Origin of the sequence: Saccharococcus sp. Marseille-Q5394 (assembly GCF_946901335.1) — a bacterium.
GTDB lineage: Bacteria > Bacillota > Bacilli > Bacillales_A > Planococcaceae > Sporosarcina > Sporosarcina luteola_C.
Window position 1 is genome coordinate 187,011 of the sequence record NZ_CAMPPQ010000002.1, and the last position, 14,674, is coordinate 201,684.

Sequence of the window (14,674 nt, forward strand, 5' to 3'; positions counted from 1 at the left end):
CCGCCTCATTTTCATATCTCGATAATAAATGGAAGAATCATCGGTTTTCTTCTCGTCCGGGTGTAGAGCAGCTTCTCAACTGACTTCCGGATGGCGTGTTTCAAGTCATTCTGCCGGTACCTGGTGGAAGGTTTTGCATCTTTAATCGTTGAAATGACTAACTGGTTCACTTCCTTGTAAAGCTCATTTGCATCGCGTTCATAGACAAAGCCACGTGAAATCGTATCCGGATCCGAAATGATTCGACCATCCGCTTTGCTCATGGAAACGATGATGATGAGCATCCCTTCTTCGGAAAGAAGTTTGCGATCGCGCAATACGACTCTTCCGACATCCCCGATGCCAAGACCATCCACAAAGACATTCCCAGCTTCTACATGTCTCGTTTGGCGTGCGATTCCATTTTGAATGTCTACGACATCCCCGTTGTTAAGAATGAAAACATTTTCACTTTCCACACCGATCGATTCGGCCATTTCGCGATGCAACTCCAACATGCGGTATTCACCGTGAATCGGAATGAAATAGGTTGGTTTCATTAACGACAGCATGAGCTTCAACTCTTCCCGGTATGCATGTCCGGAAACGTGCATACCCGTTGCGCCGCCGGTCCCATATATGACCTTTGCTCCGAGACGATATAGATTATCGATAATCCGCGACACGCTTTTTTCATTCCCTGGTATCGGGCTGGAGGCAAATATGACGGTGTCTCCGGGCAGCACCGATACTTGGCGGAAGTTGTTGCTAGAGAGACGCGATAACGCCGCCATCGGTTCACCCTGGCTGCCGGTACAAATGATGGCGACGTTTTCAGGATCCATCTGATCGACTTCTTGCGGTTCGATCAGCATGCCTTCGGGAATCTTCAAATATCCGAGTTCCTCGGCGACTGACACGACGTTCACCATGCTTCTGCCAAGCAATGCAATTTTTCGGTTCGTCATATGCGCAGCTTCGATGATTTGCTGGACACGATGGACATTTGAGGCGAATGTTGAAATGAAAATCTTACCTTCCGCTTTCCGGAATGCGTCTGCAATATGCCCGCCGACAACCCGTTCGGATTGCGAGAAGCCGGGGCGCTCTGCATTTGTACTTTCAGATAATAAAAGCAGCACACCCTTTTTCCCGATTTCGGCCATCTTATGAAGATCCGCATACTCATCGTTAACAGGCGTAAGGTCAAACTTGAAATCGCCAGTATGCACAACTGTTCCTTCGGGCGTTTCGAAGGCGATTCCAAGACAATCCGGAATGCTGTGATTCGTTTTGAAGAAGGTGGCGGATATCGATCCGAGGTCGACAGTTGAATCTCCGTTTATTAATATAAGTTCAGTTTCCCTCAGCAGTCCATGTTCTTTTAATCTTAACTGGATCAGTCCGAGTGTCAGCCGTGTCGCATAGACAGGGACATTCAGTTGCTTCAGGAAATACGGAATACCTCCGATATGATCCTCATGCCCATGAGTGACAATGAGTGCCCGGACATTTTCCCGGTGTTCCTTCAAGTAGGAGATATCCTGGATGATCAGATCGACGCCCAATAAATTCTCATCCGGAAATTTCGAACCGCAATCGATGACGACGATATCGTTCGCGTATTGAATGACATACATATTTTTACCGATTTCATTGATGCCGCCTAAAGCAAAAACAGCTAATTTTGTGTCCACATCGATGTCCTCCCACATTGGTAATGAAAAAGGGCTGTCTCGTCGTTACGACAGAGACAGCCTTTACTCCGAAAGTAGGATTCGAACCTACGGCCTATCGGTTAACAGCCGATTGCTCCACCGCTGAGCTATTTCGGAAGGATATTAGTAATCCTATAATGTGCAGAATGCGGTGGATTATTCATCTTTATTTTAAAAAATTGAGCGGCAATGAATTAGCATGTAATTTTGGTGTACAAATTAAATGAAATATACTTCACATCCGCCCGGAGCGGAAGATGGAGTAGATCATGAAAAGAAACATGAGCGCGGCGATGATGGAACCGGCTTCAATGATCGGGAACTGCCATAGCACGTTTGTCTGGCCGGCGATGGCTGAGCCGATGATCAACCCGACCATGAGAATGCTGAAGGACAGCAGGATGATACTGAATGAAAGGCGGTTGCTGATCCGGTCAAGCCGATGCAGAAAGGCTTGAAGTTGCTGAATATTGATGTCGAGCTGAAGCTTCCCTTTTCGGATTGTCGTCGCAATTGCTTTCAAGTCCTTTGGCAGATTCGTTAGGATTTCGATGTTTTCAACAAAGTCTTTCCACGAATTTTCAAGCAGGTTCTTCGGATGATAGCGCTCTCGCATCAATTTCTCTCCAAAAGGCTCGACCGCTTCCATGATGCTGAGCTCAGGGTCCAACTTCGCAATGAGCCCTTCGAGTGTAAGGATAGCCTTACCTAATATCGAGATTTCAGATGGGATGATAATATGGTGTCGGTAGGCGACTTGAAACAGTTCGATGAAGATTGCCCCAAGGCTCACATCATTTAATGATACATCGTAATACTTCGTTTGAAGATCATCCACGTCCCTCGTAAATGCCCGCATGTCTGTGTCTTCCGATAGGATACCCATATCGGAAAAAACTTCGATCATCCCTTCTGTGTCTCCTTCGCGCAAATTGAGGATAAGCGAGGCAAAATGGTATTTCAGCTCCTTATCAAGCCTTCCGACCATCCCGAAGTCCAAATAAGAAACGACGTGTTCAGGGAGGATGTAAATATTACCTGGGTGCGGGTCACCGTGGAAAAACCCTTCATCCAAGATTTGATGGAACATCGAATCGACGATCCGTCGCGCAATCAACTTTCGGTCATACCCGCCTGCGTCCATCTTTTCCAAATCATTCGCTTTGACACCGTTGACCATTTCCATCGTCAGCACCTTGTCCGTCGAATAATCCCAATAGACTTTAGGTATATGGATACTCGGATTTTCCTCGAATTGTTTCGCGATACGCTCACTATTGCGCCCTTCCACCCGGTAATCCAGTTCATCTTGCAATGATCTGGAGAATTCGATGACCATCTCGCGGAGGTGATACGTTTCGGCCCAATCCGTATTGTCTTCTAAAAAGCGGGCCAAATCGCTTAAAATGGCAAGGTCGGTCTCCATTGTTGGTCTAATGTCAGGCCGCTGAACTTTGACAGCAACCTCTTCTCCACTTGGCAAGTGTGCGATATGCACTTGCCCGATCGAGGCGGTAGCTAACGGCTTCTCATCGAATGTCTTGAATAGATGTTCAAGAGGCTCTTCGAGTTCAAACTCTACTATTTCCCGAATTTGATCAAACGGAACAGCTGTAACATGGTCCTGAAGTTTCTCAAGCTCCGAAGCGATTTCAAGAGGAACAAGATCCCGCCGTGAACTCGCAATCTGTCCAAGTTTGATGAAAGTCGGTCCCAATTCCTGCAAGGCATGACGAAGCTTGACCCCGGCATCTTGCATATTCATTTCATTTCCGCCGTCGTCGTTTGACGAACTGCGATCGGTTAGCCCTAACCGGAACAGAAAGTGGCTGAACCCGTTGCGCAGAAAAACATTCGTAATCTCTTGAAATCGTTTTGTATGCCGTATTCGTATCTTCAACAAATTAATTCCTCCAAATCTATCGCAGCGGTTTACCTATCCATATACCCTTTTACGATTAATGTTAGCCATTGTATTACTTCTTTACGCGGCCGACAATTAAAGGCCAGCCCCTCTCAAACGTTGTGATTCCAAAGAAAGCTAGACTCATTTCGTGTTACACTTAACAAAAATCAATAGAGGGTCATTCCATTGGATATTCTTTTTTTCATCACAATCATATTAGTAGCATCCATCCTCCAGACTGGGACCGGGTTTGGCTTCTCAATCGTTGCGACACCGTTTCTTCTGCTATTATTCGATGCACGGGATGCCATCCAAATCAATCTTCTTTTGTCGTTAGTCATTTCATTGGCGATGTATCGGAAAGTGAGGACTGATATTGATAGGGGAGTGATGAAGCGGTTCATCATGGGCAGTTTCATTGGGTTGCCGCTTGGGATTATCGTATTCCTGCTCGTCGATATTCCAAAGTTAAAGCTGGGCATCGGTATCATCATCCTTCTGTTGACAGCCCTTTTGCTTCTGAAGTTGAGGATGAAGCAATCACCGAACAGGGATGTTGCCATCGGTGGACTTTCCGGTGCGTTGACGACAAGTATCGGAATGCCGGGGCCGCCATTGCTGCTTTATTTTTCAGGTGCGGACACGGCAAAAGAAACATTGCGCGGCACGACGCTCGTCTATTATTTATTCATCTATTCCATCAGCTTGCTCATCCAGATCGTATTTGCAGGGACTAGTGTTACAGTATGGAAATCGAGCGTTCTTGCATTGCCAATTGTTTGGCTTGGCCTTTATGCGGGGCAGTATTTATTCCTGAAGGTCAATCAAGCAGGTTTCCGCATTTTCATGTATATCATTTTACTATTTACGGGGATTTATTTGCTGTTAAGCAACTAAAAAAGGGCTGGCACACGCCACCCCTTTCGCTTATTAATAAACCTTGTCCCCATTAAAAATGGAGTTTTTCACGATTACATAATCAACTGTACGGATAGCATCCAACTTTGTTCCGCCTGCATAGGAGATGGACGATTGGAGATCCTGCTGCATTTCAGTAAGCGTGTCTTGCAGTTTCCCTTTGTAGGCCACATGCATTTTTTTGCCTTCGACGTTTTTCTTCTCGCCTTTTTGGTATTCAGAAGCAGATCCGAAATACTCTTTGTATAGCTTGCCGTCCATTTCGATTGTTTCGCCTGGGGACTCTTCGTGACCGGCGAAAAGGGATCCGATCATGACCATGGACGCGCCGAATCGAACCGATTTTGCGATGTCTCCATGTGTACGGATGCCGCCGTCAGCGATGATCGGCTTCGAAGCGGCTTTTGCGCACCAGCGAAGCGCTGCCAGCTGCCATCCGCCAGTTCCGAAACCGGTTTTAATCTTCGTGATGCAAACTTTACCCGGTCCGATGCCTACTTTCGTTGCATCTGCGCCAGCATTCTCGAGTTCGCGGACCGCTTCCGGCGTACCGACATTGCCAGCGATGACAAACGTTTCCGGAAGATGTTTTTTTATATGCTGGATCATGCGGATTACGGCGTTTGAATGACCGTGCGCAATGTCGATTGTAATATAGTCCGGAATAAGCTGGTCAGCTGCCAATTGCTCGACAAAGCCGTACTCCTCCTCTTTCACACCGACACTGATTGAAGAAATCAAACCACGGGTATGCATATCTATAATGAATTCAGCACGCTTTTCTGGGTTGAACCGGTGCATGATATAGAAATAACCGCCTTCCGCCAATTGGATGGCGACCTGTTCATCAATGATCGTCTGCATATTTGCAGGGACGACCGGCAATGCAAATTTGTGTTTACCTAACATGACGGAAGTGTCACATTCTGAGCGACTATTTACTATACACTTAGCGGGAATCAATTGAATATCTTCATAATCGAATACTGTATCCATATACTACACTCCTAAAGGCGAATGATATTTTTTATTTCGATGTAAACGTTCGTGCTTTTGTAATTTACATTATTTTTCCCCATTCGTCAATTACTATTCATACTTTACGAAAGTAATATTCCAAAATAAGGGTGTTCAATGGATTTATAGATGATATGATGGGTGGAAGTTTGAAAATTCACAGAGGTGATGGATCACTATGAGGCTATCTTTAAAATATTTAATAGGGTTGGTTGCGTTCCTATCGATAGTGCTGACTTTGGCGGCCAGCATCATTTCGGGTTATCGGGTGGAACAGCAATCGTTAATTGAGAATACATTGGAAACGAACCGTGCGTATGCGGTGAAAATGGCACAGTCGACGGAGTCGTATTTGTCGATGACACTGCAATCAATGGAAGCGAGCGCAAATCAGATTGCGCCGTTAATGGGACAAGAAAATGTTGAAGAAATTTTACTATCCGAAGTGAATCGAATGAAGAAACAGACGGATACATTCAACTCAGTTGCTATAGCTGCTAAAGATGGTGAAATTCTGGCCGTCTCCCCGGAGACTTTGGCTTTAAAGGGGAAAATGCTGAACTCGGAAGGCGGTCGCGAAGCGCTGAAAAAGCGCGAAGCTTTCATTTCACAACCTTATATCGGATTAACAGGGCGCTTGATCATTTTCCTATCCTATCCGATTTTCGACAATGAAGGTGATTATCTCGGCCTTGTCGGGGGAACAGTTTATTTAAAAGAGGAAAACATCCTTCAACAAGTATTGGGTGAACATTTTTACGAGGACGGCTCCTACGTGTATGTCGTGGATAAAAGCGGTCGCATTATATATCACCAAAATCCTTGGCGGGTAAACGATATTGTGTTGGAAAATGCCGTTGTCCAGCAATTGATAACAGGTAAGAGCGGTGCGATGGAAGTTGTGAATACGGAGGGAGTCGAAATGTTGGCGGGCTATGCGACGATTCCAATAGCCGATTGGGGCATCGTGACCCAAAGGCCGAAGGAAGTCGCTTTGGCCTCCTCCGTCACGATGATAAAAGAAATGATCTTGAAGACGGCTCCAATCCTACTTTTCTCCTTCCTGGTCATTTTACTTTTGTCTTATAAAATTGCTCAGCCTTTGACAAGGCTTGCTACATACGCCGAATCCAGCACGGAAAACAATCAAGGTGAAAAAATAAATGATGTGCATGCTTGGTATTACGAAGCGATTCAATTGAAAAAGGCATTGAACTACAGCTTGAATTTCTTTATTCACCAATCGACGGTCGATCCGTTGACGAAGCTGATGAACCGGCGAGTCATGGACGCCCATTTGGAACAATGGACAGAGCAGGACCGCCCTTTTGCATTGCTTATTTTTGATATTGATAAATTTAAACGCGTCAATGATACGTATGGACATGCTATGGGTGATGAAGTACTGAAATACTTGGCAGCATCAATGCTTGAAGTCGCCAGTAAAGATGATGTATGCTGCCGTTTCGGCGGGGAGGAGTTTGTCATGCTGTTGCCTGAGACGGATCGGCAGACGGCATTCCAAGTAGCGGAACGCTTGCGCAAGAAATTAGAAAGCACAAGTAGTCCATGCGGGGAAGTAGTGACGATATCGATCGGGATTGCGATGCATCCAGAAGATCGCCAGGACTCAGGCGAACTGTTGGAGTTGGCAGACCAAAGTCTATATGAAGCGAAACGGACAGGTCGTAACCGGACGATTGATTATGCTACACTGAGAATATGAAAGCCCAAGGAGGACATAATCATGCAATATTCGAAATCGAAAATGGAACTGCTTGTGAAAAACAATTCGGAATTGACGCAGCGGTTGAAGCAGATCATGAAGGAACATGAGCTGGAAAAGAGTTTTGCATTGAAGGCACTGTATCACTCCGAAGTGAAGGAAAGCGGCAGGTTCATGAAAGATTACCAGGAACTTTGAAGCGACGATAAATAGGCAGGGACACATCTCGACGTGTCCCTGCTTTTTTCTATTCATGACTATAAAAGCTATTTCATTGATTAATAGGAACGTTTGTTTTATATTGTTGGAAGGAGGTGGAAGGTTTTTTGTTGAAAAGGAAGTAAAAGGGAAATATAATATAATTTAATTGAAAGGAGGGAGTCATATGCAAAATCGGGTAGAGGAATTGGAGGAAGCGCGCTTGAAAGGGTTAAATCAAGGCATCTGGCAAGAGAAGGTTTCCACAGTGCTGACAATGCATGGCTTGGCTTTCTCCACAGAAAAAATCGCCTTGGTGACGAGGCTCACTACAACAGAGACCAAAGCCATTATTTCGGAAAATTGGCGTTAGTATAGGAAGAAACATGACTTGTGAGTATCTTTATCGAGAACCACAGGAAGAGCCACTGAAGACGAAATGTTTTCAGTGGCTGATTGTCTATCTGTTTTGATATAAATGAATCAGGTTTTGATTTTGCCCTCTTGCGAATACGTCCGTCCGGTTCGGTCCCCATGATACAGCTGAAGGCCTCGAGGTGAGCGATCCGCCGAGATTTTGCCAGTCGGACCAACGTGTGCCGTTCCACTCCAACAGGTACAAGCCGTTATCCGTCCCCCTTACAAATACTTGCAGGCGGTTCGGTTGCTTGGAGGAGACGGTTGGTCCGCCGACTAGGATTCCGCCAAGGCTTTCCCAGTTGCTCCAAGAAGATCCGTTCCACCATTTATGGATCAAGTCTTGGTTTTGTCCCCGAGCGAATACGTCAATCCGGTTCGGTCCCCATGATACGGCAGCCGGTTCCGAAGTCAAATTGCCGCCGAGATTCTCCCATTCTTCCCAACGAGATCCGTTCCACGTCTTTTTGTATAGTGCATTGTCACTTCCTCTTACGAAGACATCCAATTGATTGGGCCGGCGAGATGATGCAGCCGGGTCGCTCGTAAGCACACCGCCAAGACTTTCCCAATCATTCCATTGCCGTCCGTCCCACCATTTATGATAAAGGGAATTGTCTGTTCCTCTTACGAACACATCAATACGGTTCGGTCCCCAAGACACAGCTGCAGGAGCTGAAGTTAACACACCGCCAAGGCTTTCCCAATCATTCCATTGCCGTCCATCCCACCATTTATGGTAAAGGGCTTGGTCCGTTCCGCGGACAAACACATCCAATCGATTCGGCTGCCAAGAAGATACTCCCGGAGCGGATGTCAAGACACCACCCAAGTCCTCCCAACCGATCCAACCTTGGCCGGGCCCGGGTCCAGGTCCTGGTTGGCCTCCGCGGATTTCATCCAGAGTCAGTTGAATCACCCGCAACAAGATACGGTCAATAACGTTTTGAGGGATATTGAATTGGCGGAAGAATAGATTCATCCAAGGGTATTGCTGCTGAAACTGCCGATAGATTTGTTCAGCGGTTTGGTTCGCAGTTGACGCATTGATTGTGGCTCCGATGACGAGCGTGAATACATAATTGGTGATGACCTGATTCATGCCGTACCGGTCGAGTTCCCGGTACAGGTCATAATTTTCCCTTCTGATTTTCTGCAAAATCTGCTGAACGCTTGCTTGACGCTCTCTTTCATCAGGGCCGAGTTGTGCAAACTGGTTCATAGGCATCATTGAAGGCGCCATATAGCCATAATAAAACAATCAAACACCTCCTCTGAGTGATAAGATAGTATATGCAAAGCGCCTGTGCAGGTGATTAATCCCCGAAAGGAGACAAGCTGATTTGAGCACCCATATAACACAAAATAGGATCATGGAGCTGTGCGGCTCCGTCTCATTCAAACGGGGCGAGATGTTTAACCGTGCAGGGAAAGTGACGTTTACACAATATAGCAACACATATTGCGAAGCGATTGTGGCAGGGAAGGAAAACTTCCACGTCACCATCGATCTATCGGGTGAAAAACTTCAATCGGAGTGCAGCTGTCCGGTTCTGCCTTACTATAAATTCAAATGCCAGCACGTAGCGGCTGTTTTGATAGCCATGATGGAACGCAAGCGTGAGATAGCGCCGGATTTGGCGGAAGGAATGCTTTCCCTTTTCAATGACAAACCAAGAGCTAGCGGACATCAGCTTCATTTCGAAAATAGGGAAGTGGTGGAGCTCGCTTTTACGTTTAAGCCCGTTGTTGCGGGGAAACAGCAAATGCTTGGCATGGAGTTGGCTGTTGCAGGAATTCATGTGGAGGACATCCGGCAGTTTTTGGAGGATGTGAATGAAAGACGGCCAAGCACACTGAAACGTACATTCACTTTTGATTCCCAACTGCATTGCTTCAACAGGGAAGCTGATGCTGTTCTCCAGCAACTTATCGGTATTCATAATGAAGATAGGGTTTTCCGGCACGGTTCAGTGAGCCCCGCTACATTGCTAATCCCGCCATCCTCGTGGGAAAGGTTACTGAAGGTTATAACTCAAGCAAGCGACGTACAACTGGAAATTGGCGGCAGAATAACGAGCTTTCACATAGTGGAAGCGACATTGCCCGTCCATTTTCATTTCGAAAAAAAGCAGGAAACCGGGCATGTTCTCACAATTGATGGGTTGAACCATGTGCACGTATTGGAGGCTTACAAGCTTGTCCTTTGCGATGGGCAATTATTCCAGCTGAGCAATGAGGATTGCAAGCGGCTCGCCGATCTGCAAAAAATGATCGAGACGTCAGGCACACGCCAGCTGCCCATCTCCAATGAGCAAATCGGATTCTTCATCGAAAAGGTAGTACCTGGACTGAGGAGAATCGGCGAAGTCCAACTCGATGAAACGGTAATGGACCAGCTCGTAAAATCTCCTTTGAAGGCAAAGCTGTACATCGATCGGGTAAACAACCGATTGCTTGCAAGCCTCGAATTCCAATATGACCAGATCGTCCTGAATCCTGTTACGGAGAAGGATTTGCCGGCGGGATCCGTATTGGTCCGCGACCTTGATAAGGAAGAGGCCATCCTCCGTTTAATGGAAGACAGCTCATTCGCTACAACGGATGAAGGGTATTTATTGCACAATGAGGAATTGGAATATGAATTTCTTCATCACATCCTCCCGAAACTTCAGAAGTTCGTCCAAGTGTATGCGACGACAGCAATCAGGAACCGGGTTTTCAGGGGGAATGCCAAACCGCGCATCCGGGTGAAAGCGCACGAGGACCGGACGAATTGGCTAGAATTCAAATTTGAGATGGACGGCATACCCGATAAGCAAATACGTGAAATCCTTGAAGCGCTGGAGGAAAAACAGAAGTATTACCGTTTGCGGAATGGCTCCCTTCTTTCATTAGAAACGAAGGAGTTTGAAGAAATCCAACGGTTTTTGAATGAAATTCCGGAAGACATCGAGACCCTCGAAAAGGGATTGAACGTTCCGATGGTGCGTGGCATCCGATTTTTGGATTCAGTCGGTAATGATGAGATGTTTTCCGTTGAGGAATCTGCTCGCCAGTTTTTTGAACGTCTACTGAATCCCGGCGATTACGCGGAAGTGCCACCGTCGTTGGAAACGGTATTGCGCGATTATCAAAAAACAGGTTTTCAATGGATGAAAACGATTGCTGAATTCGGCGTCGGGGGCATACTTGCAGACGATATGGGGCTCGGTAAGACGTTGCAGAGCATTGCATTCATCCTGTCTATGCTTCCTGACATCCGCGAGAAGAAACGGCAAGTCTTAATCGTCTGCCCCTCTTCATTAACCTATAACTGGTTGAGCGAATTCCGGAAATTTGCGCCTGAAATAAATGCCATCGTCATAGACGGGTCAAGAAAGGAGAGGGCAGAGCGGCAAAGTGATGTGGAGGACAAGGATGTGTTGATCACGTCTTATCCTTTGATTCGCCGGGATATTCAGTGGTATGAGAAACAAGACTTCCTGACGATCTTTTTCGACGAGGCGCAAGCATTCAAAAACCCGTTTACGCAAACGGCACGGGCTGTGAAAAGATTGCATGCAGACACCTGTTTCGCGCTGACCGGAACGCCTATCGAAAATTCGGAGGAGGAACTTTGGTCCATCTATCACGTCGTATTCCCTGAACTGTTCATGGGATTGCAGGAATATAGTGAACTTACGCCGAAAGCGATATCCCGCCGAGTACGACCATTTTTGCTGAGACGGATGAAGGAAGATGTCCTCGGAGAGCTGCCGGCAAAAGTCGAATCGATGGAATCCGCGGAGTTGCTTCCCGAACAGAAGAAGCTGTATGCCGCCTATTTGGCAAAGCTGCGCCACGACACGTTAAAGCATTTGGATAAGGACACGATCCGAAGGAATAAAATCAAAATTCTCGCCGGTTTGACGAGGTTGCGGCAAATCTGTTGCCATCCGGCGTTGTTTGTTGACGGCTACCAGGGCAGTTCCGCGAAGTTCGAGCAGTTGAAGCAGCTGATTCAGGAATCGAAGCAGGCTGGGAGAAGAGTGCTGATCTTTTCACAATTTACGAAGATGCTTGGCATTATCGGCAAGGAACTTGCAATGAAAGGTACTCCGTTTTTCTATTTGGATGGCCAAACACCTTCCGAGGAACGACTGGAATTATGCAATCGATTCAATGCAGGAGAGCGCGATGTTTTTCTCATTTCATTGAAAGCGGGCGGGGCGGGCTTGAATTTAACGGGGGCCGACACCGTCATCTTGTACGATCTTTGGTGGAATCCCGCGGTGGAAGAGCAAGCCGCGGACCGTGCCCACCGCATGGGTCAACAGCAAACCGTCCATGTCATCAAGCTCGTCGCGCGTGGCACGATTGAGGATAAAATGAATGAGTTGCAGGAGAAGAAGAGGAATCTGATCGAGGAGATCATTGATTCTAAGGATGCTGCTAATACTACATTGACTGAGGACGACATCCGGGAGTTGCTGGAAATATAGAAGTATAGTTGCTGCAAGGGCAGTGGATACTACTGGAAAAGGAGCGGATCAATTGAGAGCAATCAAGATTTTACTAAGCATCGCCGTCATACTTGTTGTTATCGGCTTCGGTGTCTACCATTTCGGAACAAAATTCATCGCCGACGAAGTGATGGGCCAAGTGGCGGCAGAACTGGAATCGAGCGGTCAGATGGAGGCCATTAGACAGGAAGTTCAAAGAGACCCGGAACTCCGTGCGTTCATCGAAGAAGGGAAGAATGTAGACGCGTCGAAACTTCCTTTCCAAACAAAAGAGGAAGCGACGAGGGTCCTGTTGAAGAAATTCGATCTAGGTGAAATCAACGACATACAAATTCAAGCACGGCAAGGCATGACTGCATCGGAGCAACAGGCACTGCTCAATAAAATCGAAAGTCGGTTGACGGATGAAGAGATGCTAGCGTTGAAAGCGTTGGCTTATAAAGAGTTATTCAAGTGAGAAACCGCTTCAGTCGATTGACTGAGGCGGTTTTTCGCGTCATCGGGGAGTTATCGATTATTTCCCGGCGGATATCAATCATTTCCTATGAGTTATCGATCAATTCAACGGAGTTATCGTTTATTTCCCGAAACTTATCGATCATTTCCCAAGAGTTATTGTCACTTTGGGACTTTTGGATTATTTGAATCATGAAGCTCTCTAATCACTTTAAGGTCCGCCACATAATATCTTCCCCTTTTCTCCCCTTCAAAAGGTATTCCAAGCTGCCCTAAAATCCGTTTAGCTTTCTGGACGTTATCTAGATGTAAAAAGCGCCTACATTCTTTATTTGAAATACGTAAATCCACTAACATAAAGTAATCCAACATCGCTTGAACATGGGCATGCGGGTCTATATTGCCGCGGTTAGGACAGCCCCATCCGTTGTAAATTGATTCCATGCCAAACCGGCCGCATTCAACACAGCGGACTCCCGATATAACTTCGGTTGGCTGGATTCCAAATCGGTCTGATAATGGAAACGGATCAAATTCACGGTGGGCATCAGTTATCTTATTTGCAATGTCTGCAAGTCCGGGTAAATCAATTGAAGGGTGAAATGAATTGAGTCTGCGGAGAAAAACAGGGATCTCAAGAGGAAAAAGGAGAGTCAGATCTTTACGAAGGTTTTCGAATTGCTGATGCGGTCTGGGGAAAACCGCTGCCTGATAAATGGGGATAGGCATGTGGTGCGCGTGAAACCAATCTTCTAACAGCATCTTATTCCGCTCCAGCTGGACAGATGGACATTCAAATGCATCAATTTGTCCGTTTTCAAGGGTGCGCGTCAGTTGATTGTACTCTTCTGGAAAACTGATTCGGCCGGCAATATTTTTCACTTCCAAAATGACGGCACCTTGTTGACAAAGAAAAAGTGTATCGATTTGGAATTTGCCTGTGGATTGCAAGTTCACGTCATGGAAAATGTAATGCTTAAAAGGGAACTGATATTGCTGAAAGACATTTGCTAGTATTCTTTCACCATTTTCGCCTGCCCGAGTCTTCCTCAGCTCGTTCTCGATGTCCGCGTAGCGCGGGTGATGCTCCGGCAGCCTACGTAGCAAGGCCTCAAGCCCGATTGCCTTTAAAGAGATTTCTTTTTCCTTCATGATCAATGAAATACCGCCTCCATTATTGTCTTGTAACATCTATTCTACCATAAGAGTCTGAAAACTCGCTATAGTTAGTGCTGCTGAAAAGTTATCAATCATTTCCTTTAGGTTATCGATCAATTTCACCGAGTTATCGTTCATTTCCTGGCAGTTATCGGTCAGTTGTAAGAAGTTATCGGTCACTTCTCAAAAGTTATCGTCGTTTTGGGACTTTAATCTCCCCGAAAATCACATAATTCCAGTGCCTTTCAAAGATGATAGTCAGGCGTAATTTGTAAGTGAATCATTTGGCATTCCAGTAATATGGTATCCCAAGGTGCAAAACGGTTTTTATTGAATGAAATAAAATACGGCAGCGCACAAGGCGTTGCCGTTTCGTTGTTAATCACCGTATTCTAACTGTTCCTCTATCTTCCCATCATCTCCATGAACATAAACCATCGTACCGGCTTCTTCCGCCATTCGTTTGGCTTCATCGACGGCGTCATTCCGGTTGCCCGCCGTATAGGCAGGTTCATCATTGCCTTCCTTTTTCACAGCCCAGCCTTCGTCATCAAGGGGAACGACGTGGAATCTCGCATCGTCTGTTCCAGCGCGATCTTCGAAATACTCGTCTTGGTCACGTTTTGCCATACAATAACCTCCTCAATCTAGTACCCTTCCATTACCCGGTTGGGTG

At 46.3% G+C, this 14,674-nt stretch carries 12 protein-coding genes and 1 tRNA gene; 6 read left to right on the top strand and 7 right to left on the bottom strand.

Going from position 1 to position 14,674, the window contains the following annotated elements; genetic code table 11:
- Positions 1-11 precede the first annotated feature (11 nt).
- The 3 genes from OC538_RS11370 to OC538_RS11380 form a co-directional block, all read right to left on the bottom strand.
- On the bottom strand, positions 12-1,676 hold the full coding sequence (locus OC538_RS11370; RefSeq protein ID WP_262175488.1) for a ribonuclease J: 1,665 nt from the start codon (positions 1,674-1,676) through the stop codon (positions 12-14).
- A 66-nt stretch (positions 1,677-1,742) separates the two neighbouring features.
- Positions 1,743-1,814: transfer RNA gene (locus tag OC538_RS11375), tRNA-Asn, on the bottom strand.
- A 118-nt stretch (positions 1,815-1,932) separates the two neighbouring features.
- The gene (locus OC538_RS11380) at positions 1,933-3,600 is read right to left on the bottom strand and encodes an ABC1 kinase family protein (protein WP_251695739.1); all 1,668 of its coding nucleotides are present in this window, start codon (positions 3,598-3,600) and stop codon (positions 1,933-1,935) included.
- A gap of 189 nt (positions 3,601-3,789) precedes the next feature.
- Here OC538_RS11380 and OC538_RS11385 point away from each other — a divergent pair, with 189 nt between their 5' ends.
- Positions 3,790-4,500 (top strand): sulfite exporter TauE/SafE family protein, encoded by a 711-nt coding sequence (locus OC538_RS11385; protein WP_251695737.1) that lies wholly within the window; start codon positions 3,790-3,792, stop codon positions 4,498-4,500.
- Between the two features lie 33 nt (positions 4,501-4,533).
- On the opposite strand, the gene guaC is transcribed toward OC538_RS11385, so the two are convergent.
- On the bottom strand, positions 4,534-5,517 hold the full coding sequence (guaC, locus tag OC538_RS11390) for a GMP reductase (RefSeq protein ID WP_251695735.1): 984 nt from the start codon (positions 5,515-5,517) through the stop codon (positions 4,534-4,536).
- A 199-nt stretch (positions 5,518-5,716) separates the two neighbouring features.
- Between guaC and OC538_RS11395 the strand changes: the two genes are divergently transcribed.
- The 3 genes from OC538_RS11395 to OC538_RS11405 all read left to right on the top strand — a co-directional run bounded on the left by OC538_RS11395 (position 5,717) and on the right by OC538_RS11405 (position 7,835).
- Positions 5,717-7,264, top strand: coding sequence for a sensor domain-containing diguanylate cyclase (locus tag OC538_RS11395; RefSeq protein ID WP_251695734.1), 1,548 nt, complete (start codon positions 5,717-5,719; stop codon positions 7,262-7,264).
- 21 nt (positions 7,265-7,285) lie between these two features.
- A complete protein-coding gene (locus OC538_RS11400) occupies positions 7,286-7,462 on the top strand; it encodes a hypothetical protein (protein WP_251695732.1) in 177 nt (58 codons plus the stop codon).
- A 187-nt stretch (positions 7,463-7,649) separates the two neighbouring features.
- On the top strand, positions 7,650-7,835 hold the full coding sequence (locus OC538_RS11405; protein ID WP_251695731.1) for a hypothetical protein: 186 nt from the start codon (positions 7,650-7,652) through the stop codon (positions 7,833-7,835).
- Between the two features lie 87 nt (positions 7,836-7,922).
- On the opposite strand, the gene OC538_RS11410 is transcribed toward OC538_RS11405, so the two are convergent.
- Positions 7,923-9,140 carry a DUF346 domain-containing protein gene (locus OC538_RS11410; protein WP_251695729.1) on the bottom strand — a complete coding sequence of 406 codons (1,218 nt, stop codon included), beginning with the start codon at positions 9,138-9,140 and terminating at the stop codon, positions 7,923-7,925.
- A gap of 82 nt (positions 9,141-9,222) precedes the next feature.
- Between OC538_RS11410 and OC538_RS11415 the strand changes: the two genes are divergently transcribed.
- Positions 9,223-12,363 carry an SNF2 helicase associated domain-containing protein gene (locus tag OC538_RS11415; RefSeq protein WP_410055873.1) on the top strand — a complete coding sequence of 1,047 codons (3,141 nt, stop codon included), beginning with the start codon at positions 9,223-9,225 and terminating at the stop codon, positions 12,361-12,363.
- A gap of 52 nt (positions 12,364-12,415) precedes the next feature.
- Positions 12,416-12,841: a hypothetical protein gene (locus OC538_RS11420; RefSeq protein WP_251695727.1), complete on the top strand. Its 426-nt coding sequence runs from the start codon at positions 12,416-12,418 to the stop codon at positions 12,839-12,841.
- Positions 12,842-13,002: 161 nt separating this feature from the next.
- Here the strand turns inward: OC538_RS11420 and OC538_RS11425 are convergent, their stop codons facing one another.
- Both OC538_RS11425 and OC538_RS11430 read right to left on the bottom strand, forming a co-directional pair.
- The gene (locus OC538_RS11425; protein WP_251695922.1) at positions 13,003-13,992 is read right to left on the bottom strand and encodes a nuclease-related domain-containing protein; all 990 of its coding nucleotides are present in this window, start codon (positions 13,990-13,992) and stop codon (positions 13,003-13,005) included.
- Between the two features lie 384 nt (positions 13,993-14,376).
- A complete protein-coding gene (locus OC538_RS11430) occupies positions 14,377-14,628 on the bottom strand; it encodes a DUF2188 domain-containing protein (RefSeq protein WP_251695725.1) in 252 nt (83 codons plus the stop codon).
- Positions 14,629-14,674 lie beyond the last annotated feature (46 nt).